Source organism: Actinokineospora bangkokensis (assembly GCF_001940455.1).
GTDB lineage: Bacteria > Actinomycetota > Actinomycetes > Mycobacteriales > Pseudonocardiaceae > Actinokineospora > Actinokineospora bangkokensis.
Genome location: NZ_MKQR01000008.1, coordinates 73,411 through 99,244 on the forward strand (window position 1 = coordinate 73,411; position 25,834 = coordinate 99,244).

The following is a 25,834-nucleotide window of genomic DNA, read 5'->3' on the forward strand; positions in this document are numbered from 1 at the left end:
GTGCGAGCGGCGCATCCTGGCCACCCCGCGCAGGTCGGCCAGCGCGGTGGCGAGGACGTCGACGCTGGAGTCGGGGTCCTCGGTCCAGTCGACGGGCACCTCGTAGACGCGCATGCCAGAGCGCTGGGCGAGGATCAGCAGTTCGGTGTCGAAGAACCAGGCGGTGTCCTCCACCACCGGCAGCAGGCGGGCGGCGGCGTCGGCGCGGATGGCCTTGAACCCGCACTGCGCGTCGGAGAACTCCGCGTGCAGCGCCACCCGCAGGAGCCGGTTGTACGAGCGGGAGAGGAACTCGCGCTTGGCGCCGCGCACCACCCGCGCGCCGCGGGCGAGGCGGGAGCCGGTGGACAGCTCCGAGTGCCCGGACAGCAGCGGGGCGATGAGCGCGTCCAGCGCGGCCAGGTCGGTGGACAGGTCGACGTCCATGTAGGCGAGCACGGGCGCGTCGGAGGCGGTCCAGACCGCCTTGAGCGCGCGGCCCCGGCCCTTCTCCCGCAGCGTCGCGACCTCGACCTCCGCGAACTCGGCGGCCAGCCGACGGGCGACCAGCGGGGTGGCGTCGGTGGAGGCGTTGTCCGCGATGGTGACGCGGAAGTCGTAGGGGAGGGTGCGCGCGAGGTGGCGGTGCAGCGCGCGCACGCTGCGCTCCAGGTCGCGCTCCTCGTTGTGGACGGGGATGACGACGTCCAGCACCACGGTGCGGGCCTGGGTGTCGATGGGGTCGGCCCCGGTCCGGGCCGCGGTTGTCGCTGTCATGGCGTGAACTCTGGGGCTCACGCCTGGACGCGGGGTGTGGCGCGGCTGTGCGGCGTCTGTGAGCGCGCGGCCCCGGGACGGGCCCCCGGGGCCGCGCGCCGTGGTGCTACCTGGCCCTGTAGGTGATGTGGGTGACCTTGGGCGACTGGGCGACCCGCAGCGGCACCAGTTCCACGTCCACCCCGGCGAACAGCGGTTCGCCCGCGCCCAGGACGACGGGGGCCTGGTGCACCAGCAGTTCGTCGATCTCCCCGGCGGCGAGGTAGTGGCGCACGGTCGACGGCCCGCCCGCGATGTCGACCCGCTGGTCGCCCGCGGCCTCCTTGGCCAGCTCCAGCGCCACCTCCGGCCCCTCGGTGACGAAGTGGAAGGTGGTCCCGCCCGCCATCGGCAGCGGGTCGCGGGCGTGGTGGGTGAGCACGAAGACCGGGCAGTGGTAGGGCGGCTCCTCGCCCCACCAGCCGCGCCACGACAGGTCCCACGGGCCGCGGTGGCCGTCGAACATGTTGCGCCCCATGACGTAGGCGCCGATGCCCGCCTTCGCCTCCGCGAGGACGGCGGCGTCCACCGGGTGCACGTCGCCGAAGGCCCAGGTGTGGTTGCGCAGGCCCCCGATGCCCATCGGGTTGTCGATGCCCTGCTCCAAGCCCGCGGCGAAGCCGTCGAGGGAGATCGCGAGGCGGGCGGTGACGGTCATCGGGACTCCTCGAAGGCCTGGGTGAGCGCGGTGGCGAAGGCGGCGGCGTGCGGCCCGAAGCCGCCGTGGCCGCCGGGCACGGTCCTGGGCTCGACGCCCAGGTGGCGGGCGAGCGCGAGGGTGGCCTCGTGCGCGGGCTCCCCGGCCGAGGCCGCGCCCACCAGGGGCACGACCGGGACGCCCAGGTCCAGGTCGACCGGGGCGCGGCCGAAGCCGGGCACCTCGTACCCGGCGAAGGTGTCGAGGTTGGCGGGGATGCGGGCGAGCATCTCCGGGTCCTGCGGCCCGGGGTCCTCCTCGCCACCGCCGAGGGCCGCGCCGAGCACGCCCATCGCCGCCCCGGCACCGCCCGCCCGGTACGCCTCGCCCACGTCGTCGATCACCGACCGCCACTTCGCCGCGTCCGGCAGCAGCGAGAACAGCGGCGGCTCGTGCGCGGCCAGCACCCGCACGGCCTCGGGGTGCCGGGCGGCCAGCGCCAGCCCGATCTGCGCCCCGCTGCTGTTGCCGAACACGAACGCCGGCCCGCCGAAGTGGCTGATCAGCCGGTGCGCGTCCGCGGCGTGCTCGGCCACGTCCTGCACGGCGGGCGGCCCGTCGAGCGGGCTGCGCGAGTTGCCCCGCCGGTCGTAGGTCACCACCGCGTACCGCCGCGCCAGCGCGTCCGCGAGCGGGGCGAACCCGGCCGCGTCGTAGATCCCGCCGCAGATCAGCAGCACCAGCGGGCCGCTGCCGCGCACCTCGTGGTGCAGCACCGCGCCCGGCACCGAGAGCTTGTCGACACGCATCCGGGTCCTCCCGTTCCGTTCCTCCGTCGCCAGCAGGTCGGAGCCCCCACCGGGGATCCGACACCGCCGGGCCGCGGAAGTCGACAACGGGTGGGTAACGGCCGGGTCAGCGCTCCCGGCCGGTGAAGGCGTGCTCTCGGACGCGGCCGTCCGGGCTGTCGCCGAACAGGCGCGCGTCCTGGTCGGGCTCGGTGTGCTCGGTGGCCACGGCGCCCTCCTGCCGGGGGCGGTGGCCGCTGCTCACCCGCTCCGAGCGCAGCCGGGGCAGCGCGTACGGGTGCTGCGAGCGCGCCCAGGCCACCAGCCGCTCGCGCACCAGGCAGCGCAGGTCGAACAGGGTGGGCGCGTCGGCGGCGCTGACCAGCGCGCGCACCCGCACCAGGGTGTTCACCGCGTCGGTCACCTGGAGCACGCAGGTGCGGCCGTCCCACAGGTCGGTGCTGTCGAGGATGGCCCGCAGCTCCGCGCGCATCTCCTCCACCGGCATCGCCCAGTCCACGTCGACCTCCACCGTGCCCAGCAGCGCGGCCTCCCGGCGGGTCCAGTTCTCGAACGGGTTGGACATGAAGTGCGAGGTCGGGATGACCAGCCTGCGGTCGTCCCAGATGTGCACCACCAGGTAGGTCAGCGTGATGTCCTCGATGCGGCCCCACTCGCCCTCGACGATCACCACGTCGTCGAGCCGGATGGCGTCGCTGAACGCGATCTGCAACCCGGCGAAGACGTTGCCCAGCAGCGACTGCGCGGCCAGCGCGGCGATCGCGCCGATGACGCCCGCCGACGCGAGCAGGCTCGCCCCTGCGGCCCGCGCGCCCGGGAAGGTCATCAGCATCGCGCCCAGGGCGAGCACGGCGACGCCCGCGACCGTCACCCGGCGCACCAGGGTGATCTGGGTCTGCACGCGGCGCGCGTGCCGGTTGTCGCGCTCGTCCACCCGCAGCCGCGAGAGCACCGTCTGCTCCACCGACAGCAGGACACCCGTGAGCAACCACGCCCCGCTCGCGATCAGCGCCAGGGTCATCGCGTGCTCCGCGGGGTCGGTCCACGCCCCCCGGGGCAGCGCCACGAACACGGTGGCGCGCAGGATCACCAGCGCCGCGAACACCCGCAGCGGCCGCGAGGCGTGCTCGGCCAGCTCCGCCAGCAGCGGCGAACGCCCGCCGATCCGGCGGAAGCCCTTGCGCAACAAGCGTTCCGCGACCAGGAAGACAGCGAAGACGACGACTGCCACCCCTGCGGCAGACAGCACCCTCAGCCAAGCATCCGACACCGGGACGCTCCTCTCGTTGATCGGTTCAGAGGGACGTACCACCGGTACGGCCGGGTGTGCGCCCCCCGGGCGCGTTCGTGGGGACCTTCACACCCGGCGCGGCCGCGCGGGCGTGCCGCAATTCCGCCGACCGGGGTGGTTGACCACCCCGCGCACGGGGCACCTAACCGGACAAGACGCCATGCTGGCGGACCAGCACCCCGGTAGGAGGTCCCCCGATGGATGACTCCATCCCCACCATCCCCACCCAGCGCGCCGCCGAGTTCGAGACCGCCGACGACGAGGTCTTCGGCGCCTGCCTGTGCCCGGAGTTCTCGTACGGGCGCAGGCTGCTGCACAGCGCGGGCCAGCCCGGCTGCGCCTACGAGGTCCGGGCGAGCTGACCCCGCGCCCGTCTGCTTTGCTGACCCGCGAGCGCCCGCCGACCCGCGGGCGCCAGGGCGGGGAGGGGCGCGGTGCACGGGCACGCAGGGGTGGGGCAGGGCGAGCAGGGCGACGAGGTCGGTCAGCGGTCCGTCCGCGGCTGGGCGGGCACGCTGACCGGCGTCGCCGCGCTGTTCGTCCTGCTCCGCCTCCTGGCGGTGGCCCACTACGACTGGCACACGGCGTTCGCGCTGCTGCACACCCTCGACTTCGAGGACGCCCCGGCGATCTTCCTCGGCACGTTCATGGCCAACGAGGTCGTCAGCAGCGTGCTGCTGGTGGCGATCCTGCCGTTCACGGTGTTCGCCAAGCTCACCGGACGGGCTCACCCTGAGGAGCGGGCGCAGTGGGTGGGCTCGGCGCTGCTGTCGGTGGTGCTCGTGTCGCTGATCGTCGCGCACGTGCGGACCTTCCACAGCTGGGGCCTGCTCATCGGCATCGCCGTGCTGGCCGTGCTCATCCCGCTGGTCCAGCGCGGTCGCTCGCACCCGCGCGTGGGCAAGGCCGTGGAGTTCGTCCTCCAGCGCTCCCGCCTGCTCGCGGCCACCGCCGCCCTCGCCTGCGCCGCGGCCGTGTCGACGCCGTGGGTGCCGCTGGAGCGGATCGAGACCACCACCGAGGGCACCCGGGACTACTACGTCTTCGACGTCAGCCCCGGCTTCCTCAAGGTCCTCACCGAGGACGAGCACGCCTTCCACATCTTCCGCGACGACGAGGTCCGCTCGCGCACGGAGCTCACCGAGCACTGACCCGTCCCCCTTGGACGTCCGTCACACGGAGCCCGGGTCCGCCCCGATACTTGGTACGCTAATCATTGGCATACCAAAGGAGTGGTCGTGGGCGAACCGGACCTGGGCGAGGACCCCCTGGCGCTGGAGCGGCAGGTCTGCTTCGCGCTGTCCATCGCGGCGCGCAGCGTGGTCGCGATCTACCGGCCGCTGCTGGAACCGATGGGGCTGACCCACCCGCAGTACCTGGTCATGCTGGCGCTGTGGGGGCGCTCCCCGCTCACCGGCAAGGAGCTGTCCGGGATGCTCGCCCTCGACCCCGGCACCCTCACCCCGCTGCTCAAGCGGCTGGAGGCGGCCGGGTACCTGCGCCGCGACCGCGACCGCGACGACGAGCGGGCGCTGGCGGTCACCCTCACCGACGCGGGGCGGGCGCTGCGCGAGCGCGCGCTGGAGATCCCCCCGCAGGTCGTGGCCACCCTCGGCATGCCCGTCGCGGACCTCGAATCCCTGCACGCCGCCCTCACCCGCGTCATCGCCGCCGCGAGACAGGAGCCGTCATGACCCAGCCCGCCCAACCCACCCAGTCTGATCAGCCCGCCCAGCCCGGTCTGGGCGCGCGCCTCTGGTACGCGGTGGGCGGCCGGATGCCGCGGCGCCACGCCGACTACGTGCTGCGCACCGCCACCGACCGCACCTGGCTCGCGCGGTTCGCCCTGCGCGTGCTGCTGCGCGCCGTCCTGCCCGCCACGGTCCTGATCACCCTGGTGCTGCTGCTGGCGCTCGACGCCCCGATCGGCCTCGCCCTGGCCTGCGGCGCCCTCGGCCTGATCGTCGGCATGTACTACGCGCTGTCCTACTCGATCGAGAGCGTGGAGGGGTTGGTCGCCCGCTACGGCTTCGCCCCCGGCACCGCGGCCAGGCTGCGCGAGGAGCGCAAGGAGGCCCGCGACCCCGAGCGCGAGGCCCGCTACGCCGCGCGGTGGCGGGACGCGGGCGGGGCCTGACCCTACTCCCGGTAAGTTAACGGTGGTAGGTTGGCCCCAGTGATCCGCGCGGAAGGGGACCGGCCATGGCCGCCGAGCACGTTGACGTCCTGATCGTCGGCGCCGGGTTGTCCGGTGTCGGGGTCGCGAGCCACCTGCGCAGGCGGCTGCCGGGCAAGACGTTCACCATCCTGGAGGCCCGCGGCGCCCTCGGCGGCACCTGGGACCTGTTCCGCTACCCCGGCGTGCGCTCGGACTCGGACATGTTCACCCTCGGCTACGCCCACAAGCCCTGGACGCGGCCCAAGTCGATCTCCGACGGCGCCGCCATCCGCGACTACATCGCCGAGACCGCGCGCGAGGAGGGCATCACCGAGCGGATCCGCTTCCACCACCGCGTCGTCAGCGCGGAGTGGTCGACCCCCGACGCCCGCTGGACGGTCACCGCCGAGCGCTCCGACACCGGCGAGGTCGCCGTCTTCACCTGCTCGTTCCTGCTCGCCTGCACCGGCTACTACCGCTACGAGCACGGCTACACCCCCGAGTTCCCCGGCATCGAGCGCTTCGGCGGCACCGTGGTGCACCCGCAGCTGTGGCCGGAGGACCTGGACTACACCGGCAAGAAGGTCGTGGTGATCGGCAGCGGCGCCACCGCCGTGACGCTGGTGCCGTCCATGGCGGGCACCGCCGAGCACGTCACCATGCTCCAGCGCTCCCCGAGCTACGTGCTCACCCTGGGCGCCCGCGACCCCATCGCCGACGCGCTGCGCAAGTGGCTGCCCGCGCGCGTGGCCTACCCGGTGATCCGCTGGAAGAACGTGCTCACCGCGACCCTGTTCTACCAGCTCAGCAGGCGTCGCCCCGAGCTGGTGAAGGACCTGCTGCGCAAGGACGCCGTGCGCAGGCTGCCCGCGGGCTACGAGGTCGACAAGCACTTCAAGCCCAAGTACGACCCGTGGGACCAGCGCGTGTGCTTCGTCCCCGACGGCGACCTGTTCCGCGCGCTGCGCAAGGGCACCGCCTCCATCGCCACCGACCGGATCGCCACCTTCACCGAGACCGGCATCGAGCTGGAGTCCGGCGCGACCCTCGACGCCGACGTCGTGGTCACCGCCACCGGCCTGGACGTGCTCATGCTCGGCGGGATGGCGCTGTCGGTGGACGGGGAGAAGGTCGACCCGGCCGACCACGTCGCCTACAAGGGCATGATGCTCGGCGGCGTGCCCAACGCGGCGCTGGCGATCGGCTACACCAACGCCTCCTGGACGCTCAAGGTCGACCTCACCGCCCAGTACGTGTGCAGGCTCCTCGCGCACATGGACGCCGAGGGCCTGCGGGTGGTCACGCCCAAGGAGCCCGACGCCTCGGTCGAGCGCGTGCCGTTCCTCGACCTGCAGGCCGGGTACGTCAAGCGCGCCGAGTCCCGGCTGCCCGCCCAGGCCGCCCGCGCCCCGTGGCGGCTGCGCCAGAACTACCCCGCCGACGTGCGCACGCTGCGCTACGGCCCGGTGGACGACGAGGTGGAGTTCAGCCGATGACCCGCGGGTAGGGTGGTCCTCCTCTGCACCGCGCCCCGGGCACCCGGGGTTGTCCCAGGGAGAGCATGGGCACGATCGCACCCGGCACCGCCGCTGGTCTGGCCCGGTGCACACCGGTCTTCCGGCCCGCCGACCCGCACCGGGAGGGGACCGTCGCCTTCCACGGCGACCTGCCCGCGGACCCCACCGGTGAGCTGACCATCCTGACCCCGGTCGACGGCGTCGTCGTCGAGCGCGCGGTGCCGGTGCTGACCCTGCCGGTGGCCGAGGCCGTCCCGGTGCTCAGCCGGGCCCGCCGCACCCCGGGCAGCGACCCCGCCGCCGCGTTCTGGGGCGCGGTGGTCGTCGTCGCCCTCCAGCTGGTCGCCCGCGGCCGCGTCGTGCCGGGGGTCTCCCCGGGCGGGTTCGACACCTGGCGGGCCGGGCCGCTCGACGCCGCGGACGCCGCCCGGCTGCGCGAGCTGGCCGCGGCGATGCCCGCCACCGCCCGCGCCGAGCCCGTCCCGGGTGCCCCCGGAACGCTGGCCGACCCGCTCGGGCTGGTGCGCGCGTTCGTCGACGCCGTCGCCGACGGTGCCCCGCGCTCCGCCGCCGCCCCGCTGGCCGCCGGTGGCCCGCTGTTCGCCTCCCGCGCGCCGAACCGGGTGCCCCAGCTGCGGCCGTGGTCCGACGAGCTGTCCGCGGGCCTGGACTCGGGGGTGCGCGCGTCGCTGCGGGTGGAGGTGCCCGGCGGCGACTACGCGGGCGCGGCCTTCCACGCCGTCGTGCAGGCCCACTCGCTCGCGGACCCGGCGGTGGTCGTCGACGCCGAGCAGCTGTGGGCGGGCGCGGGGCACCGGCTGGGCGCCGACGCCCGCCTGGAGCTGGTCCGGGCGCTGCGCCGGGCGGCGCGCGCCTGGCCCGCGCTGGAGCGGCTGCTCGCCCGGTCCGCGCCCGACCGGCTGGTGCTCGACGACGGGGAGGTCACCGAGCTGTTCGCCGCCGCGCCCCGGCTGGCCGCCGCGGGCGTGCCGGTGCACTGGCCGCGCGAGCTGGTGCGGTCGCTGGGCGCGCGGGCCGTCGTCGGCCGGGCCGGGCCGACCACCGCGGCGGGGTCGGTGTTCGCGGGCGGCGGGCTGTTCGCCGTGGACTGGCGGCTGGCCCTCGGCGGCGACCCGCTCACCCCGGCCGAGCTGGACCGGCTGGCCGAGGCGCGGCGGCCGGTGGTGCGGCTGCGCGACGAGTGGGTGCTGGTCGACCCGGACCTGGCCCGCCGGGCGCGCGGGCGCGAGCCGCTGAGCGCGATCGAGGCGCTGGGCGCGGCGCTGACCGGCACCGCCGAGGTCGGCGGCGAGCGGGTCGAGGTGGAGGCCGACGACTGGTTGGCCGGGCTGCGCGCCCGCATCCAGGACCCGGACTCCGGCACCGAGGTCGTCGAGGCGCCGCGGGCGCTGGCGGCGACCCTGCGCGACTACCAGCTGCGCGGGCTGCGCTGGCTGGCCAGGATGACCGGGCTGGGGTTGGGCGCGTGCCTGGCCGACGACATGGGCCTGGGCAAGACCGTCACGCTCATCGCCCTGCACCTGCACCGCGCGCCCACCCACCCGGGGCCGACGCTGGTGGTGTGCCCGGCGTCGCTGCTGGGCAACTGGAAGCGCGAGGTCACCTGCTTCGCCCCCGGCACCCCCGTGCGCCGCTTCCACGGCCCCGGCCGCACCCTCGACGGCGCGGACGACGGCTTCGTGCTCACCACCTACGGCACCCTGCGCCAGGACGCCGACCGGCTGGCCGGGCACGCGTGGGGGCTGGTGGTCGCGGACGAGGCCCAGCACGTGAAGAACCCGGCGTCGGGCACCGCCAAGGCGCTGCGCGCGATCCGCTCCGGCGCGCGCGTCGCGCTCACCGGCACCCCGGTGGAGAACACCCTGTCCGAGCTGTGGGCGGTGCTGGACTGGACCACCCCCGGCCTGCTGGGGACGGCCGCGGGCTTCCGCGCCCGCTGGGCCAAGCCGATCGAGGCCGACCGCGACGAGGCCGCCGCCGCGCGGCTGGCCGCCCTGGTCCGCCCGTTCCTGCTGCGCCGCCGCAAGTCCGACCCGGGCATCGCCCCCGAGTTGCCGCCCAAGACCGAGACCGACCGGCCGGTGGCGCTGACCCACGAGCAGGCGGCGCTCTACCGGGCCGCGGTGGGCGAGGCGATGGACCGCATCCGCGTCGCCGACGGCATGGCCCGCCGCGGCCTGGTGATGCGGCTGCTCACCGCGCTCAAGCAGGTGTGCAACCACCCGGCGCAGTACCTGCGCGAGCCGCAGGGCGCGCTGGCGGGCCGCTCGGGGAAGCTGGAGCTGCTCGACGAGCTGCTGGGCACCATCCTGGCCGAGGACGGCGCCGTGCTGGTGTTCACCCAGTACGTGCGGATGGGCAGGCTGCTGGAGCGGCACCTGGCCGACCGGGGCGTGCGCACCGGCTTCCTGCACGGCGGCACGCCCGTGCCGCGGCGCGAGGAGCTGGTGCGCGCCTTCGACGCGGGGGAGTTCCCGGTCTTCCTGCTCTCGCTGAAAGCCGCGGGCACCGGGCTCAACCTCACCCGCGCCGACCACGTCGTGCACTACGACCGGTGGTGGAACCCGGCTGTGGAGGACCAGGCGACCGACCGGGCCTACCGGATCGGGCAGACCCGCCCGGTGCAGGTGCACCGGCTGGTGGCCGAGGGCACGGTGGAGGACCGGATCGCGCAGCTGCTGCGGGGCAAGCGCGACCTCGCCGACGCCGTGCTCAGCGGCGGGGAGGCCGCGCTGACCGAGCTGACCGACGCGGAGCTGGCCGACCTGGTCGAGCTGCGGGGCGGTCGGTGACCCCGGCCGCCCGCGGCTTCCCGGCGTTCCCGCCCGCCCGCGGCGCCGGGTCCTTCGCCCGCTCCTGGTGGGGCCGGGCGTGGGTGAAGGCGCTGGAGGACACCGCGCTCGACGAGGCGCAGCTGCGGCAGGGCCGCCGCTACGCCCGCGCGGGCTACGTCGGCGCCATCACCGCCTCGCGCGGGCGGCTGTCCGCGGTGGTGCGCGACTACGAGGACGACACCTCCTACCACACCGCCGTGCTGCTGGAACCGCTGTCGGGCGCGGAGTGGGACCGGTTCCTCCGGCAGGTCGGCGCCGAGGTCGGGCACCTGGCCGCGCTGCTCGACGGCGACGTGCCCCCCGCGCTGGTGGCCGCCGCGGCGGACGCGGGCGTGCGGCTGCTGCCCGAGGTCGGCGACCTCGACCCGGACTGCCCGTGCCCCGGCTTCGAGCTGCCGTGCAGGCACGCCGCCGCGCTGGCCTACCAGACCGCCTGGCTGCTCGACGCCGACCCGTTCGTGCTGCTGCTCCTGCGCGGCCGCGACCGGGACGAGCTGCTGGAGCCCCTGCGCGCCCCCGCGCGGGAGGCCGCGGGCGACCCGGCCGCGGCGGCGTTCGCCGCGGCCCCGGTGCCCCTGCCCGACCCGCCGCCGCTGCCCGACGGCCCACCCGAGGTGCCCTCGATCCCGCCCGCCCCCGGGGTGGAGCCGCAGGTGCTGGAGATGCTGGCCCTCGACGCCGCCCTGCGCGCCCGCGAGCTGCTGGCCGACCCCGACACCCCGGTGCTCGACGAGTGGGCCGACGCGGTGCGCTTCGCCGCCACCCACCCGCGGGCGCGCGTCCCCGACCGCCCCGGGCTCGACCGGGCCGTGGCCGCGTGGCGGGCGGGCGGGCCCGCCGGGCTGGCCGTGCTGGCCGAGCCGTGGACCCCGGACCCGGCCGTGCTGGCCCACGCGCGCGAAGCCCTGGCCGCCACCTGGGACGAGGGCGAAGCGCCCGAAGCCCTGGTGCGGCACAACCGGTGGACGGCGGGCCCGCACCAGCTGCGCCTGGACCGCGACGGCCGCTGGCACCCCTACCGCGACCGGGCGGGCACGTGGTGGCCCGCAGGCCCGCCGCACCGCGACCCGGCGTCAGCCCTGCTCTCGGTCCTGCCCTGAGCGCACCAGGCCGTCGACGAAGGACAGCTTGGTGAGCACCGCGGGGGAGAGCACGAACGGGTACAGGTCGTCCTTGCCCATGCTGCGGTTGAGCTGGTTGGCCGCCCGCGACAGCGGCACCCAGGTGTCGATCAGCTCGGTGAACGGCAGGTGGTCGCGGGGCAGCGCGTCGACCGGGGTGTCGGGGTGCGGGGCGATCGGCGTGCCCGCCACCAGCACGCCGAACGCCGCGGCCGTCTGCACGGTGTCGCGGATGTGCAGCAGGTGGGCGAAGGTCTCCGCCCAGTCCTCCCACGGGTGCGCGGTGGCGTAGGTGCTGACGTAGTCCTCCTGCCAGCCCTCCGGCGGCGGGCCCGCGTAGTGCTCCTTGAGCGCCTCCTGGTAGTCGGCGCGCTCGTCGCCGAACAGCTCGCGGAAGGCGTCCGGGTCGTCGCGCACCAGCTGCTCCCAGAAGTAGTGCCCGATCTCGTGCCGGAAGTGGCCGAGCACGGTCCGGTACGGCTCGTCGAGCTGGGCGCGCAGCTGCTCGCGGTGGGCGTCGTCGCCCTCGGCCACGTCCAGGGTGATCACCCCGGTCGCGTGGCCGGTGGTCACCGGCGACTCCGAGCTCGACAGCAGGTCGAAGGTGACCCCGCCGCTGTCGAGCCCGAGGTCGTCGAGCTGGTGCAGCAGCCGCCGCTTGGCCGCCTCGGCGGTGGCGAAGGTGGCCAGGCCCGCCGGGTCGCTGTCGGCGGGCCTGGTCCTGGTCAGCGCGCAGCACCCGCACAGCTCGCCGTCGGCGGCGGGCACCCAGTTGCACCCGGCGAGCTCGGCGTTGGCGCACCGGGCCGCGGCGCGGACCATGGCGCGGGCCGACCGCAGGTACCCCACCTCGGTCCCGCACACCACGCAGGAGGAGTTCTCGAAGAACAGGACGTTGCCGCACTCGGGGCAGGAGAACGATCGCACGAGTCCCCTGTACCCACACCGGGGCCCCGCCACTCCGAGCGGCGCCGAACCGGGCTCAGACGAGCGAGCCGCCGCCGTCGACGTGCACGGTCGTCCCGGTGATGAACCCGTTGGTGAGCAGCGCGAGCACCGCGGCCGACACGTCGGCGGTGGTGCCCACCCTGCCCGCGGGCAGCGACCCCGCCACGCCCGCCAGGAAGTCGTCCTTGTCCGGCCGTGCGTCCCAGGCGCCGGAGTCGACGATGCCCGGGGACACCGCGTTCACCCGCACCGGCGCCAGTTCCAGCGCCAGCGCGGCGACCAGGGTCGACACGGCCGCGTTCGTCACCGCCATCATCGACAGCCCCGGTGCCGGGCGGCTCGCGGCGACACCGGAGAACAGCACCACCGACCCGCCCGCGGCCAGCTTCGCGCCCAGGTGCTTGACCAGCAGCACCGGCCCGATGACCTTGACGTCGAACGCGCGGTGCACGGCGTCGCGGTCGAGGCCCGCGACCGGCCCGTTGGCGTGCGCGGCGCCCGCGACGACCAGGTGGTCGACCCGCTCCAGGGTGGCGGCCAGCGCCGCGATCGACGCCTCGTCGGTCAGGTCCACCCGGGCCGTGGTGACCCCGCCCGCGCTGATGCGCGACGGGTCGCGGCCCGCCACGACCACGTGCGCACCCGCCGCCGCGGCGTCCTCGGCGACCCGCGCCGCGATGCCGGAGCTGCCGCCCACGATCAGGATGTGCTTGTCCACCAGGGTGCCCATGTCCGTTGTTCCTCTGTCCGCTGTTCGGAGTTCACTGTGCGCGGCGGTTGCCGCTCTTCCCGTGCAGCGCCGGGGGAGCCCGGGATCATCCCTCCATGAGATCCATGCTTTCTCGGATTGCGATAAGTTCTGCGAATGCCGACGTTGCGCGCGCTGGAATGCCTGGTCGAAGCGGTGGACCGGGGGTCGGTGACCGCCGCCGCGGCGGCGCTGCACCTGTCGCAGCCCGCCTTGTCGCACCAGTTGGCGGCGCTGGAGCGGGAGGTGGGCGCGCCGCTGGTGGAGCGGCTGCCGCGCGGGGTGCGGGCCACCGCGGCGGGCGTGGCCGTCGTCGAGCAAGCCCGGGTCGCCCTGGCCGCGGCGCGGCGCTCGGTGGCCCTGGGCCGCGCGGTGGCCGAGGGCGCGGGCGGCGGGCTGCGGGTGGCGTGCGCGGAGACGATGGTCGCCCCGCTGCTGGCGCCGGTCCTGCGCGCGTGGCGGCTCGCGCGGCCGGGCGTGGCGCTGTCGGTGGTGGAGTGCCGGGGCGCGCGGGCGGTGGCCGACCTGCTCACCGCCCAGGAGGCCGACCTGGGGCTGGCGCCGCGGCCGGAGCGCTTCGACGGCCGCGTCACGGTGGTGGGGGAGGAGGAGGTCGTCGCGGTGCTGCCACCCGACCTCGACCCCGGCCCGGCGCTGGCCTGGGCGGACCTCGACGGGCTCGACGTCGTGCACTTCCACCCCGACAACGGGCTGGCGGCGTGGCTGGACGAGGCGGCGGCCGCGCACGGCACCACTCTCACCGCCGTCACCCGCACCCGCTCGGCCACCACGGCGGTGCACCTCGCGCACGCGGGCCTGGGCGTCGCGCTCGTCCCGACCACGGCGCTGCCGCCCGCCGCGCGCGTCGCCGTGCGGCCGCTGCGCCCCCGGCTCACCCGGCAGGTCGTGGTGCTCGACCCGGCGCCCAGCGACGCACTGGCCAGGCGGTTCACCGCCGACCTGGTGAGCAGGGGCGTCCCGGTGCCCGCCGCGGCGCGCAGGCCGTGAACGGCAGGCAGGCCCCTCCCGGTGCGGGAGGGGCCTGCCGGTGGTGCTGCGCTCTGCCGAGCGGTCGACCGTCGCTGAGCGGCGTTACTTCTTGGCCGGGGTCAGGTCGATGTCGATGGTGTTGCCCGAGCTCTCGACGAAGGCGCCGATGATGGGGCTCAGCGGGCCGCACTTGACGGTCTCGGACAGGGCGTACTTGCCCTTGAGCTTGCCGCCCTTGGTCACGTCGAACTTGCCGCTGGACTTGAGCTGGATGTCCGAGGGGGTCTTGGTCTTGCAGCTGTCGCCCTGGTAGACCGGGAAGCCGAAGATCGAGACCTTGGTCAGCTTGACGTTGAGCTTGCTGTTGAAGGTCACCGCGGTCTGCGACACCGTGCCCGAGGACTGGCCCACCGGGTCGAAGGCGACCGTGGCGCCCACCGGGATGAAGCCGAAGATGCGGAACTTGCCGCTGGTGGACTTCAGCGAGAGGTCACCGGTGTAGGTGCCCTTCGCCAGGTCGGCGGTCGCCGCGAACGAGCCCTGCAGCGGGACGGTGCCGTTGAGCTGGACCAGCTTCGACGAGCCGGAGACCTTGAAGTCGACCTTGGTGCCCGGGTTGGGCGTCGTGGTCGTGGTCGTCGGGACCGTGGTGGTGGTCGTGGGCTCGGTCGTGGTGGTGGTCGGGACCGTGGTGGTGGTCGTCGGCTCCGTGGTGGTGGTGGTCGGGACCGTGGTGGTGGTCGTCGGCTCCGTGGTGGTGGTGGTCGGCTCCGTCGTGGTGGTCGTCGGCTCCGTGGTCGTCGTCGTCGGTTCCGTCGTGGTGGTCGTCGGTTCCGTCGTCGTCGTGGTGGGCTCGGTGGTGGTGGTCGTGGGCTCGGTGGTGGTCGTCGTCGGTTCCGTCGTGGTGGTCGTCGGTTCCGTCGTCGTGGTGGTGGGCTCGGTGGTGGTGGTCGTGGTGGTGGTGGTCGTCGTCTCCGGCGTCGTGATGGTGAACGTCGCCAGGGTGGTGTTCTGGTTCGGCAGCAGGGTGCAGGCCGAGTCGAAGGTGCCCAGGCCGGTCTCGGTGCCGTCGGCGCGCTTCGGCGACAGGGTCAGGTTCAGCGCACCGATGGTGATGGTGGCCGTGCCCGGGTTGCTGAAGGTCAGCGACGGGGTGGAGCCGGTGGCGGTGAGGTCGAACGCGCCCGAGGCCGGGACCGGCGACTTCGGCACGGAGATCGGCACCTGCACCGGCAGGGTGATGCCGGGGGCGGCCACGGTCGCGGCGGCCTTCGCGCTGCCCTCGACGGTGGCGGCGCCGACCAGGACCAGGCCCTGGGTGGCGGTGTCGGGCACCGTCGTGATCGCCTTGATGTCGAAGGTGCCGGTCGGCTGGCCCACGGCGATGGTGGTGGGCAGGTCGGTGTTGATGACCGTCTTGATCGTCTGGTTGCCGATCAGCGGGAACGGGCAGCTGTAGTTCAGCGTGAGCGACACCGGGGTCGCCGAGCTGGTCCCGCCGCCGAGCAGCAGACCGGTCGCGACCAGCGCGCCCGCGGTGGCGGCGGAGGCGCCCGCCAACACCTTCTTGTTGACCTTCATGGGGGAACGACCTTCCTGGGTATCGGCGGTGATACGCCGGATGCGCTATTCCGACCCGCCCGGCCGGATTCGCTGTTCCGAGAGTTCCGCAGGCGAAACAAAACCACGTCCGACCGGGGTGGGGCAAGTGGTGGTGGGTGTTTCCCGAAAGTTCCCACGGTTGGTTGCCAGCCCACCGGACAGGGCGGTTTACATGCTCGGATGCGCTGTCGCGGCGGGTGTCCGGGGGGTGTGGGAACCGGCTTGTTCCTGATTCGATTTTCGTGCGCCGATGATGAAAAACGTCCCGCACGCAATGAGCCACAGGCTCCACAGGACGTATCCGGCGAAATTGACCTCGTCGACGCCGGGGACCCCCAGCGGCGCCAGCGCGCCCGCGGCGACCATCGGCGCGGACGCGACCGCGAGCGCCCGGGTGAGCGGTCCGCCCGGCATCCGCGACCCGAGCCCGGCGACGACGAGCGCGGTCCACGCCGCCGTCAGCAGGTACCCGGCCGTCTCGCCCAGCGCCGTGCCGAGCGCGGCGTGCAGGGCGCGGAAGGTGCCCACGTCGTCGCGGTCGAGGAACGGCACCACCAGCGGCCACCGCAGCAGCCCGACCACCTGCACCGCCGCGGCGGCCACCCCGACCGCCGCCACCGCCCGCCCCCGGCGCGCGTGGGCGCGCAGGCGCAGCGCGATCGGGGCGAGCAGCCCGGCGCCCGCGGCCAGGAGCAGGAACGCGGCGGCGATCGGCACCGGCCGCCCGTGGAACCGGTCCAGCACCTCCGGCGCCGGTCTGCCGAGGACGTCCGGGTAGTCGAACAGCGGGCCGAGGACGGCGAAGGCGGCGTTGGCCGCCACCGCCCCGCCGATCATCAGGACCCCGAGGGCGCGGTCGCGCATGGTCTCGCTCCATCTCTGAACGCCGTACAATCTGTACGGTGTGCAGAGTTAATCCTGTACGCTGTCCACCGTCAAGCCCCCTGGGCCGGGAACCGAACGAGGAGCCGCTGGATGCCGGGACGACCCGGGCCGCGCCGCACGCTGTCCGCGGAGGTGATCACCGACGCCGCGCTGGGCCTGCTCGACGACGGCGGGGCCGAGGCGCTGTCGATGCGGCGCATCGCGGCGGCGGCGGGGGTGGCGCCGAACGCGCTCTACACGTACTTCCCGGACAAGGCCGCCGTGCTGCGGGCGGTGGTCGACCGGCTGGTGGGCAGGCACGCGAACCCGGCGCTCACCGGCGACGCGCCCTGGCGCGACCGGGTGCGCGCGATGGCCGTCGCCGTGCGCGCGGGGCTGCTCGCCCACCCCGGGGCGGCCGCGATGATCATGTCGGCGCCGCTGGACGGGCCCGAGGCCCTGCGCTTCGGCGAACTGCTGCTCGACGCCCTGGCCGAGGCGGGCGTGACCGGCCCGGACGCGGCCAGGGCCAGCTACGCGGTCATGGTCTACCTGCTCGGCGCCATCGCCCTGGAGGCGGCCGACCAGGGCGCCGACCCCGGCGCGCGGCGCGCGGCGGCCGCGGCCATCCCGGCCGAGCACTTCCCGCGCACCGCCGCCTCGGCGGCCGTCATCGCCACCTACAACACCGTCGAGCAGTACCTCTGGGGCCTCGACCGGCTGGTCGACGGCCTCGTTCGCTGACCGGTCAGGCCCCCGGGTAGGTGCGCGGGGTGTAGACGGCGGTGGTGCCGTCGCCGCGCTCGACGACGCGGGTCTGCGACGAGCCGACCAGCAGCAGGCACCGCATGTCCACGGTCTCCGGGTCCAGGTCGGCCAGGCGCACCACCCGCACGGACTCCTCCGGCCCGCCCACGTCGCGGCCGACGACCACCGGGGTGTCGGGGGAGCGGTGGCGCAGCAGCACCTCGCGCGCCTCGCCCAACTGCCAGGGCCGGGCCTTGGACTTGGGGTTGTAGATCGCGATCGCCAGGTCGGCGCCCGCCACCGCGGCCAACCGCCGGACGATGACCTCCCACGGCTTGAGCCGGTCGGACAGCGAGAGGGTGGCGAAGTCGTGCCCCAGCGGCGCCCCGACCCGGCTGGCCACCGCCTGCGCCGCGGTCACCCCCGGCAGCACCCGCACCGGCACGTCCTTCCACTGCGGGTCGGCGGCGACCTCCACCACCGCCGCGGCCATGGCGAACACCCCCGGGTCGCCGGAGGACACCACGACCACCCGCCGCCCGCGCTTGGCCAGGTCGAGGGCGAACGCGGCGCGCTCGGCCTCCACCTGGTTGTCCGAGGCGTGCCTGCGCTGGCGGGGGTTGACCGGCACCCGCGCCAGGTAGGTCTTGTAGCCCACCAGGTCGTCGGCGACGGCCAGCGCCTCCTGCACCTCCGGGGTGAGCCACGGCCTGCCCGCCGGGCCCGTGCCCACCACGGTCACCGCCCCCTCGGCCACCTCCGCGGCCACGTGCGGGGACACCCCCGCCGCCACGCCGTCGTTGACCGGGCTGGGCAGCAGCGCCAGCGAGAAGTACGGCACCGACCCGGGGTCCACCTCGGCCAGCGGCGCGGTGCGGCCCTGCTCCCAGGTGGCGCGCTCGACGTAGAGGGCCCGGTCGAGCTTGCCCGCGGCCTCCAGCGCCCCGCGCACCTTCTCGAAGTTGCGCCCGAGCTTGAGCACCGCCGCCGAGTCCGTCGCCGCGAGCTGGGCGGTCAGCGCCTCGGCGGAGAGGGTGCCCGGCAGCACCGTCAGCACCTCCTCGCCCTCGACCAGCGGCACGCCCAGCACCGCGGCGGCGCCGCTGATCGAGGTCACCCCCGGCACGACCTCGGTGGGGTAGCGGCCGCAGAGGCGCTTGTGCATGTGCATGTAGGAGCCGTAGAACAGCGGGTCGCCCTCGGCGAGCACGACCACGTCGCGGCCCGCGTCCAGGTGCGCGGCCAGCCGGGCGGCGGCGGACTCGTAGAAGTCGGCCATCGCGCCCGCGTACCCGCCGGGGTGGTCGGTGGACTCGACCGTCAGCGGGTAGACCAGCTGCTCCTCGATCTGGCCCGCGCGCAGGTAGGGCTCGGCGACCCCGCGCGCGATGGAGCGGCCGTGGCGGGCGGAGTGGTAGGCGATGACGTCGGCGCCGGAGATCAGCCGGGCGGCCTTGACCGTGACCAGCTCGGGGTCGCCGGGGCCCAGCCCGACGCCGTAGAGGGTGCCGCTCATTCCTGCTCGCTCGCGATCGCGTTGACCGCGGCCACGGCCATCGCCGAGCCGCCGCGCCGCCCGCGCACCACCAGGTACGGGATGCCGCCGCCGTGCTCGGCCAGCGCGTCCTTGGACTCCGCGGCGCCGATGAACCCGACCGGCAGGCCCAGCACGGCCGCCGGGCGGCCCGCGCCCGCGTCGATCAGCTCCAGCAGCCGGAACAGCGCGGTCGGCGCGTTGCCGATGGCCACCACGGCCCCGTTGAGGTGGTCGCGCCACAGCTCCAGCGCCGCCGCGCTGCGGGTGTTGCCGATCTCCTCGGCCAAGCCGGGCACGCGCGGGTCCGACAGGGTGCACAGCACGTCGTTGTCGGCGGGCAGCCTGCGGCGGGTGATGCCGGAGGCGACCATGTGGGCGTCGCAGAGGACCGGGTGCCCGGCCAGCAGCGCCGCGCGGGCCGACGAGACCACCTCGGGGTGGTAGGCGACGTCGCCCACCAGGTCGGTCATGCCGCAGGCGTGGATCATCCGGACCACCACCCTGGCCACGTCCTCGGGCAGCCCGCCCAGGTCCGCCTCGGCCCGGATGGTCGCGAACGACCGCCGGTAGATCTCCGCCCCGTCCTTGATGTACTCGCTCACCGCGTCCTTCCCACTGCGCTCAGCGTCATTGCCACCGCGTTCACCGCCACCGGGTCCACCGCCACCGGGTCCACCGGGGTCACCGCACCGCCGCCACGGCGCCGACGACGTCCTCGGCGGCCACGGCCACGCCGTCCACCAGGTACCCGCCGGGCCCGGCCACGACGTCGACCGCGCCGCCCGCGGGCCGCCCGCACCGCCGGTCGCAGCCCGACCAGTGCACGGCGCGCCCACCCACCCTCAGCCGCCGGGCCTGCGACTGCACGTCCGCGTGCGCTTTCCCACACCCGGGCAGCCCGGTGCACGAGGTCACGCCCAGCCCGGGGTCGTCGGCGGTGGTGATGAGGCCCACGTCCGCCAGGCCCTCGGCGCCGCCCGGCACGACCACGCCGCGCCACGGCGTCAGCACCGCGTACTCGCGACGGGCCAGCTGCTCGGCCTGCTCGGGGGTCAGCCTGCCCAGCGGCACGGCCACGCCGAACCCGGGTGCCCCGCCGCCCAGCCGCACGGCGCCGATCGGACCGGCCGTGCGCGCGGCGCCGCGCGGAACCCGCTCCGGACCAGCGCCCAGGCGCGCCGCGATCTCGGCCACCCCGGGCCCCAGCTCCGCGATCCGCCACTGCTGCCCGCGCAGCTCCAGGAACGCCCGAGCCGCCGTCAGGATCGCGGGGACGACCTGGTCGGGGGCCACCCGCACGCCGTGGTCGGCCCCGCCGAGCAGCAGCGCCACCCGCCCGTCGACCGGCAGCGCGGCCACGTCCGCGCCCGCCCACGCCACGTCGCCCGAGCCGTCGTCGACGGCCACGAGGAAGCGCCCCGGCAGCTCGGCCAGGGCCGGGTCGGCGCACAGCGCCGCGTCCAGCTCCGCCACCCCGCGCCGGTCGCCCAGCGGCGAGGCCAGCACGTTGCGCACCTTCTCGTGCGTGGCCGAGGGCAGCAGCCCCACCGCGGCCAGCCGCTCGCCCAGCTCCGCCGCCCCGCCCGGCCCCAGGCCGCGCACCTGCAGGTTCGCCCGCGAGGTCAGCTCCAGCACCGGGGTGCCCAGCTCCGCGGCCGCCGCGGCCACCGCGCGCAGCTGCCGCGGGCGCAGCAGGCCGCCGGGCACGCGCACCCTGGCCAGGCCGCCGTCGGCCGCCGCGTGCGTGTCGAGCGCACCGGGGCAGGCGTCGGCGCCCGATCGGCGCTGGGGGATGGCCACCCGTCGAATATAAGGTGAGCGGGACACAGCGATGGCAGGTGGAGGAAGCCGGTGCGAGACCGGCGCGGTCCCGCCACTGTCACCCGGGCCGCCGCGCGGACCCGGGGAGCCAGGAACTCCGGCCGTCGCCCACCGACCCCGGGGCGCGGACCCCAGGAAGGGACCCATGATCCTGCTGCTGTCCACCTCGGACACCGACCTGCTCTCCGCCCGCGCGTCCGGCGCGGACTACCGGCTGGCCAACCCGGCCCGCCTGCACGTCGACGACCTGCCCGGCCTGCTCGACGGCGTCGACGTCGTCGTCGTGCGGCTGCTCGGCGGCCGCCGCGCCTGGGAGCAGGGCCTCGACGCGCTGCTCGCGGGCAGGCGCCCGGTGGTGGTGCTCGGCGGCGAGCAGGCCCCCGACGCCGAGCTGATGGAGTGCTCCACCGCCCCCGGCGGCGTGGTCTCCGAGGCGCACCGCTACCTGGCCTTCGGCGGCCCGGACAACCTGCGTGAGCTGGCCCACTTCCTGTCCGACACGCTGCTGCTGACCGGCCACGGCTTCCAGCCCCCGGCCGAGCTGTCGGCGTGGGGCCGCCTGGACTGGACCCCCACCCGCACCGAGGGCCCGCGGGTCGGCATCCTCTACTACCGGGCCCACCACCTCGCGGGCAACACCGGCTTCATCGCCGCCCTCGCCGACGCCGTGGAGGCGCGGGGCGGGCAGGCCGTGCCGGTCTACTGCGCCTCGCTGCGCACCGCCCCGGCCGAGCTGCTGGAGGTGCTGGGCTCCCTCGACGCCCTGGTCGTCACCGTGCTCGCGGCGGGCGGCACGCTGCCCGCCGCCGCCTCCGCCGGGGGCGACGACGGCGCCTGGGACGTCGGCGCGCTGGCCGACCTGGACATCCCGATCCTGCAGGGCCTCGCGCTCACCTGGTCGCGGGAGGCCTGGGCGGAGTCCGACGACGGCCTGTCCCCGCTGGACACCGCCACCCAGGTCGCGGTGCCGGAGTTCGACGGGCGCCTGATCACCGTGCCGTTCTCGTTCAAGGAGCTCGACGCCGACGGCCTGTCGGTGTACGTGCCCGACCCCGAGCGCGCCCTGCGGGTGGCCGGGATCGCCGTCGCGCACGCCCGGCTGCGGCACGTGCCCCCGGCGGAGAAGAAGGTCGCGCTGATGCTCTCGGCGTACCCGACCAAGCACGCGCGCATCGGCAACGCCGTCGGCCTCGACTCGCCCGCCTCGGCCATCCGGCTGCTCACCGCCCTGCGCGACAGCGGCTACGACGTCGGCCCCGCCGAGGGCCCCGACGCCCTGCCCGGCATCGCCGCGGGCGACGGCGACGCGCTCATCCACGCCCTGATCGAGGCGGGCGGCCAGGACGAGGACTGGCTCACCGAGGAGAAGCTGGCGGGCAACCCCGTGCGCATCTCCGCCGCCCAGTACCGGGAGTTCTTCGACACCCTGCCCGCCGACCTGCGGGAGGCGATGGAGGAGCACTGGGGCCCGGCCCCCGGGTCGCTGTTCGTCGACCGCTCCGCCGACCCCGAGGGCGAGATCGTGCTCGCCGCCCTGCGCGCGGGCAACGTCGTGCTGATCGTCCAGCCGCCGCGCGGCTTCGGGGAGAACCCGGTCGCGATCTACCACGACCCGGACCTGCCGCCCAGCCACCACTACCTCGCCGCCTACCAGTGGGTCCGGCGCACCTTCGGCGCCCACGCGGTGGTGCACCTGGGCAAGCACGGCAACATGGAGTGGCTGCCGGGCAAGAACCTGGGCCTGTCCGCCTCCTGCGGGCCCGACGCCGCCCTGGGCGACCTGCCGCTGGTGTACCCGTTCCTGGTCAACGACCCGGGCGAGGGCACCCAGGCCAAGCGCCGCGCGCACGCCACCCTCGTCGACCACCTGGTCCCGCCGATGGCCCGCGCGGAGAGCTACGGCGACATCGCCCGGCTGGAGCAGCTGCTCGACGAGCACTCCAACATCGCCGCGATGGACCCGGCCAAGCTGCCCGCCATCCGCGCGCAGATCTGGACGCTCATCCAGGCCGCCAAGCTCGACCACGACCTCGGCCTCGACGACCGCCCGCACGACGCGGAGTTCGACGACTTCCTGCTGCACGTCGACGGCTGGCTGTGCGAGATCAAGGACGTGCAGATCCGCGACGGCCTGCACACCCTGGGCCTGGCGCCCGAGGGCGAGGCCAGGGTCAACCTGGTCAACTCGATGCTGCGCGCCCGGCAGATGTGGGGCGGGCAGGCCGCCGCGCTGCCCGGCCTGCGCGAGGCGCTGGGCCTGGCCGAGGACGGCTCCGCGTCCCGCACCCGCACCGACGAGATCGACGCGCGCGCCCTCGCCCTGGTGCAGGCCATGGAGGAGCGCGGCTGGGACGCCGCGCGGGTCACCGAGGTCACCGACGACCCGGCGGTGGCCGAGGTGTTGACCTTCGCCTGCGTGGAGGTGGTGCCCCGGCTGGCCAAGACCACCGACGAGATCGACAACGTGCTGCACGCGCTGGCGGGCGGGTACGTCCCGGCAGGCCCGAGCGGGTCGCCGCTGCGCGGCCTGGTCAACGTGCTGCCCACGGGCCGCAACTTCTACTCCGTCGACCCCAAGGCGGTGCCGAGCAGGCTGGCCTGGGAGACCGGGTCCGCGATGGCCGACTCGCTGGTCGAGCGCTACCGCAAGGACACCGGCGAGTGGCCGCGCTCGGTCGGGCTGTCGGTGTGGGGCACCTCGGCCATGCGCACCGCGGGCGACGACATCGCCGAGGTGCTGGCCCTGATGGGCGCCCGCCCGGTGTGGGACGAGGCCTCGCGGCGGGTCAGCGCCCTGGAGGTCATCCCGCTGGCGGAGCTGGGCCGCCCGCGCATCGACGTCACCGTGCGCATCTCCGGGTTCTTCCGCGACGCCTTCCCGCACGTGGTGTACCTGCTCGACGACGCGGTGCGGCTCATCGCCGGGCTGGACGAGGCCGACGAGGACAACTACGTGCGCGCCCACGTCCGCGCCGAGTCCACCAAGGGCGAGCGCCGGGCCACCGCCCGCATCTTCGGCTCCAAGCCCGGCGCGTACGGCGCGGGCCTGCTGCCGCTGATCGACTCGCACAACTGGCGCGACGACAAGGACCTGGCTGAGGTCTACGCGGTGTGGGGCGGGTTCGCCTACGGCCGCGACCTCGACGGCGTCGCCGCCCGCGAGGACATGGAGTCGGCCTACAAGCGGATCACCGTGGCGGCCAAGAACGTCGACACCCGCGAGCACGACATCGCCGACTCCGACGACTACTTCCAGTACCACGGCGGCATGATCGCCACGGTGCGCGCGCTCACCGGCAAGGCCCCGGCCGCCTACATCGGGGACAGCACCCGCCCCGAGGCCGTGCGCACCCGCTCGCTGTCGGAGGAGACCAACCGCGTCTTCCGCTCCCGCGTGGTCAACCCCCGCTGGATCGAGGCCATGCGCAGGCACGGCTACAAGGGCGCCTTCGAGCTCGCCGCCACCGTCGACTACCTGTTCGGCTACGACGCCACCACCGGCGTCGTCGCGGACTGGATGTACGACAAGCTCGCCCAGACCTACGCCCTGGACCCGGAGAACCGCAAGTTCCTCACCGAGTCCAACCCCTGGGCCCTGCACGGCATCGCCGAACGCCTCCTGGAAGCCGCCGAACGCAAGATGTGGGCCGAACCCGACCCCGCCACCCTCGCCCAGCTCCAGCAGCTCTACCTGGAGGTCGAGGGCGACATCGAGGCAGGCTCCGAGTGACCCCGGGCTGCCCGGACCCGACCGGGTCCGGGCAGCCCGAGGCTCTGGTCGTCTTCGTCGGGGAGGACCGACCGCGTCGGGATCGGCACCTGACCTGCCCCGCCACCTCCGCTCCGCTGCTGGGGACGGGTACGCCCGTCCGGTGTACCGGTCAGGGTTGACCTGGGGTGCGCCGGGGTAGTTCCCGGGGCGTAACCCGAGCACGGAAGGCCCACCACATGCCGACCACCACCAACACCGACGTCGTCGACCTGATCCTCGCTGACCACCGGCGGTTCGAGGACCTGTTCCGGGGCCTGCGGGACCGCGGCAACGACCGGGGGGCGCTGCTGGCGGAGCTGGCGCACCTGCTGGTCGGGCACGCCGAGGCCGAGGAGTCCGAGGTGTACCCCGCGCTGCGGCGGTTCAAGGGGGTCGACGACCACGAGGTCGAGCACGGGGCCGAGGAGCACGCCGAGGGGCACGTGGCGCTGCTGGCGCTGATGCGGGTGTCCGACACCGCCTCCGACGAGTGGGAGGACAAGCTCGAGGAGCTGGTCAAGGACATCAACCACCACGTCGACGAGGAGGAGCGGACGATCCTCAACGACGCCAGGGAGTCGGTGCCCGACCAGCGGCGCGCGGAGCTGGGGGAGCGGTTCGCGACCGTGCGCGACGAGCGCATCGAGGCCGGGTGCGGGAGCCTGGAGCACGTCCAGGAGCTGGTCGAGCGGACCAAGGACCGGATCGACTAGCCGATCGACCAGCCCCGGTCGACCGGCGACGGTCGACCGGGGAAACCGGCCGGGAAGTGGCGATCGACCGGGACGGACGACCGACAGACCCGGACCGACGACAGACCTGGACCGACGACAGACCTGGACCGACGACAGAGAGGAGGCGGCTCCGATGATCCTGCGCAGGATCGCGCGGCCGATGCTGGCGGGCATCTTCATCAGCGGGGGCATCGCCGCGCTGCGCCACCCCGAGGCGCACGTGGAGATGACCAAGCCGCTGCTGACCGACGCGCTGGACAAGGTCGGCCCCAAGCTGCCCGAGCAGGTGCCGACCGACGCGCTGACCCTGGTCAAGGTGGACGGGGCGGTCAAGGTGGGCGCGGGCGTGCTGCTCGCGCTGGGCAAGTTCCCCCGGCTGGCGGCGCTGCTGCTGTCCGGCAGCCTGGTCCCCACCACGGTGGCGGGCCACCGGTTCTGGGAGGAGAAGGACCCGCAGCGGCGCCAGGAGCAGCAGATCCACTTCTTCAAGAACATCAGCCTGCTGGGCGGGCTGCTGCTCGCCTCCGCCGACACCGCGGGCAAGCCCTCGGTGGCGTGGCGGGCCAAGCGGGCGGGCCGCAAGCTCGGCCGCACGGCCCAGGACTTCGGCGCGTGGACCGCGGACACCACCGAGTCGGTGACCGAGGCGGTGACCCGGGCGCCCAAGCAGGTCGGCAGCCAGGTCGGCAGCGCGGCGGACAAGGCCCAGAAGGCGGTCGGCCAGGCGCAGAAGTCTGCGGCGAAGGCCGCGGCCAAGGCGCAGAAGCGGGCCCGCAAGGCGCTCGCGGAGACCCTGCCCGGCTGAGCACCTGTTCGACGTCGGGGCCCCGGTGGACCGCCACCGGGGCCCCTGCTTATTCCCAACCCGAGGGCACCTCCCGGTGGACGAGATCACCACCGCGGCCGCGC

At 74.9% G+C, this 25,834-nt stretch carries 22 protein-coding genes, 1 pseudogene and 1 riboswitch; of the genes and pseudogenes, 12 read left to right on the forward strand and 11 right to left on the reverse strand.

Annotated elements, in window-relative coordinates; genetic code table 11:
* Positions 1–3 precede the first annotated feature (3 nt).
* The 4 genes and pseudogenes from BJP25_RS08125 to BJP25_RS08140 all read right to left on the reverse strand — a co-directional run.
* A pseudogene (locus BJP25_RS08125) lies at positions 4–756 on the reverse strand (dolichyl-phosphate beta-glucosyltransferase); the annotation flags it as partial.
* 106 nt (positions 757–862) lie between these two features.
* Positions 863–1,453 carry a dihydrofolate reductase family protein gene (locus BJP25_RS08130; protein ID WP_075974205.1) on the reverse strand — a complete coding sequence of 197 codons (591 nt, stop codon included), beginning with the start codon at positions 1,451–1,453 and terminating at the stop codon, positions 863–865.
* Positions 1,450–2,241, reverse strand: a complete 792-nt coding sequence (locus tag BJP25_RS08135) for an alpha/beta fold hydrolase (protein WP_075974206.1) — start codon at positions 2,239–2,241, stop codon at positions 1,450–1,452. The genes BJP25_RS08130 and BJP25_RS08135 overlap by 4 nt, the downstream gene beginning before the upstream one ends.
* Before the next feature lie 106 nt (positions 2,242–2,347).
* Positions 2,348–3,511, reverse strand: a complete 1,164-nt coding sequence (locus tag BJP25_RS08140; RefSeq protein WP_075974207.1) for a mechanosensitive ion channel family protein — start codon at positions 3,509–3,511, stop codon at positions 2,348–2,350.
* A gap of 218 nt (positions 3,512–3,729) precedes the next feature.
* On the opposite strand from BJP25_RS08140, the gene BJP25_RS34035 reads away from it, so the two are divergent.
* The 7 genes from BJP25_RS34035 to BJP25_RS08170 all read left to right on the forward strand — a co-directional run bounded on the left by BJP25_RS34035 (position 3,730) and on the right by BJP25_RS08170 (position 11,162).
* Positions 3,730–3,894, forward strand: coding sequence for a hypothetical protein (locus tag BJP25_RS34035; RefSeq protein ID WP_158075617.1), 165 nt, complete (start codon positions 3,730–3,732; stop codon positions 3,892–3,894).
* A gap of 72 nt (positions 3,895–3,966) precedes the next feature.
* A complete protein-coding gene (locus BJP25_RS08145) occupies positions 3,967–4,683 on the forward strand; it encodes a hypothetical protein (RefSeq protein ID WP_233157970.1) in 717 nt (238 codons plus the stop codon).
* Between the two features lie 87 nt (positions 4,684–4,770).
* On the forward strand, positions 4,771–5,226 hold the full coding sequence (locus BJP25_RS08150; RefSeq protein ID WP_198943392.1) for a MarR family winged helix-turn-helix transcriptional regulator: 456 nt from the start codon (positions 4,771–4,773) through the stop codon (positions 5,224–5,226).
* On the forward strand, positions 5,223–5,669 hold the full coding sequence (locus BJP25_RS08155) for a DUF5313 family protein (protein WP_075974208.1): 447 nt from the start codon (positions 5,223–5,225) through the stop codon (positions 5,667–5,669). The genes BJP25_RS08150 and BJP25_RS08155 overlap by 4 nt, the downstream gene beginning before the upstream one ends.
* A gap of 65 nt (positions 5,670–5,734) precedes the next feature.
* A complete protein-coding gene (locus tag BJP25_RS08160) occupies positions 5,735–7,186 on the forward strand; it encodes a flavin-containing monooxygenase (RefSeq protein ID WP_075974209.1) in 1,452 nt (483 codons plus the stop codon).
* A 65-nt stretch (positions 7,187–7,251) separates the two neighbouring features.
* Positions 7,252–10,020, forward strand: coding sequence for a DEAD/DEAH box helicase (locus tag BJP25_RS08165; protein WP_075974210.1), 2,769 nt, complete (start codon positions 7,252–7,254; stop codon positions 10,018–10,020).
* The gene (locus BJP25_RS08170) at positions 10,017–11,162 is read left to right on the forward strand and encodes an SWIM zinc finger family protein (protein WP_075974211.1); all 1,146 of its coding nucleotides are present in this window, start codon (positions 10,017–10,019) and stop codon (positions 11,160–11,162) included. The genes BJP25_RS08165 and BJP25_RS08170 overlap by 4 nt, the downstream gene beginning before the upstream one ends.
* Here BJP25_RS08170 and BJP25_RS08175 read toward each other — a convergent pair.
* Both BJP25_RS08175 and BJP25_RS08180 read right to left on the reverse strand, forming a co-directional pair.
* A complete protein-coding gene (locus BJP25_RS08175; protein WP_075974212.1) occupies positions 11,136–12,110 on the reverse strand; it encodes a zinc-binding metallopeptidase family protein in 975 nt (324 codons plus the stop codon). The two genes, BJP25_RS08170 and BJP25_RS08175, sit on opposite strands and share 27 nt — an antisense overlap.
* A 55-nt stretch (positions 12,111–12,165) precedes the next feature.
* The gene (locus tag BJP25_RS08180) at positions 12,166–12,861 is read right to left on the reverse strand and encodes an SDR family oxidoreductase (protein ID WP_075974213.1); all 696 of its coding nucleotides are present in this window, start codon (positions 12,859–12,861) and stop codon (positions 12,166–12,168) included.
* 135 nt (positions 12,862–12,996) lie between these two features.
* Between BJP25_RS08180 and BJP25_RS08185 the strand changes: the two genes are divergently transcribed.
* Positions 12,997–13,887 (forward strand): LysR family transcriptional regulator, encoded by an 891-nt coding sequence (locus tag BJP25_RS08185; RefSeq protein ID WP_075974214.1) that lies wholly within the window; start codon positions 12,997–12,999, stop codon positions 13,885–13,887.
* A gap of 84 nt (positions 13,888–13,971) precedes the next feature.
* Here the strand turns inward: BJP25_RS08185 and BJP25_RS34545 are convergent, their stop codons facing one another.
* Both BJP25_RS34545 and BJP25_RS08195 read right to left on the reverse strand, forming a co-directional pair.
* Entirely contained in the window at positions 13,972–15,450 is a 1,479-nt protein-coding gene (locus BJP25_RS34545; protein ID WP_075974215.1) for a DUF6801 domain-containing protein, read from the reverse strand.
* Positions 15,451–15,639: 189 nt separating this feature from the next.
* The gene (locus BJP25_RS08195) at positions 15,640–16,335 is read right to left on the reverse strand and encodes a DUF4386 family protein (RefSeq protein ID WP_075974216.1); all 696 of its coding nucleotides are present in this window, start codon (positions 16,333–16,335) and stop codon (positions 15,640–15,642) included.
* Positions 16,336–16,446: 111 nt separating this feature from the next.
* Between BJP25_RS08195 and BJP25_RS08200 the strand changes: the two genes are divergently transcribed.
* Positions 16,447–17,079, forward strand: a complete 633-nt coding sequence (locus BJP25_RS08200) for a TetR/AcrR family transcriptional regulator (protein ID WP_075974217.1) — start codon at positions 16,447–16,449, stop codon at positions 17,077–17,079.
* A 4-nt stretch (positions 17,080–17,083) separates the two neighbouring features.
* Here the strand turns inward: BJP25_RS08200 and BJP25_RS08205 are convergent, their stop codons facing one another.
* From BJP25_RS08205 to BJP25_RS08215, 3 genes are all read right to left on the reverse strand, one after another.
* On the reverse strand, positions 17,084–18,598 hold the full coding sequence (locus BJP25_RS08205) for a precorrin-2 C(20)-methyltransferase (protein WP_075974218.1): 1,515 nt from the start codon (positions 18,596–18,598) through the stop codon (positions 17,084–17,086).
* Positions 18,595–19,221 carry a precorrin-8X methylmutase gene (locus BJP25_RS08210; RefSeq protein WP_075974219.1) on the reverse strand — a complete coding sequence of 209 codons (627 nt, stop codon included), beginning with the start codon at positions 19,219–19,221 and terminating at the stop codon, positions 18,595–18,597. Before BJP25_RS08210 ends, BJP25_RS08205 begins: the two co-directional genes overlap by 4 nt.
* A gap of 79 nt (positions 19,222–19,300) precedes the next feature.
* Positions 19,301–20,419, reverse strand: coding sequence for a hypothetical protein (locus BJP25_RS08215; RefSeq protein ID WP_084793791.1), 1,119 nt, complete (start codon positions 20,417–20,419; stop codon positions 19,301–19,303).
* A gap of 42 nt (positions 20,420–20,461) precedes the next feature.
* Positions 20,462–20,537, forward strand: a riboswitch (cobalamin riboswitch).
* Positions 20,538–20,585: 48 nt separating this feature from the next.
* Here BJP25_RS08215 and cobN point away from each other — a divergent pair.
* The 3 genes from cobN (at position 20,586) to BJP25_RS08230 (ending at position 25,730) form a co-directional block, all read left to right on the forward strand.
* Positions 20,586–24,170 carry a cobaltochelatase subunit CobN gene (gene cobN, locus BJP25_RS08220; protein ID WP_075974220.1) on the forward strand — a complete coding sequence of 1,195 codons (3,585 nt, stop codon included), beginning with the start codon at positions 20,586–20,588 and terminating at the stop codon, positions 24,168–24,170.
* Between the two features lie 218 nt (positions 24,171–24,388).
* Entirely contained in the window at positions 24,389–24,904 is a 516-nt protein-coding gene (locus tag BJP25_RS08225) for a hemerythrin domain-containing protein (RefSeq protein WP_075974221.1), read from the forward strand.
* Positions 24,905–25,058: 154 nt separating this feature from the next.
* A complete protein-coding gene (locus BJP25_RS08230; RefSeq protein WP_075974222.1) occupies positions 25,059–25,730 on the forward strand; it encodes a DoxX family membrane protein in 672 nt (223 codons plus the stop codon).
* Positions 25,731–25,834: the final 104 nt, after the last annotated feature.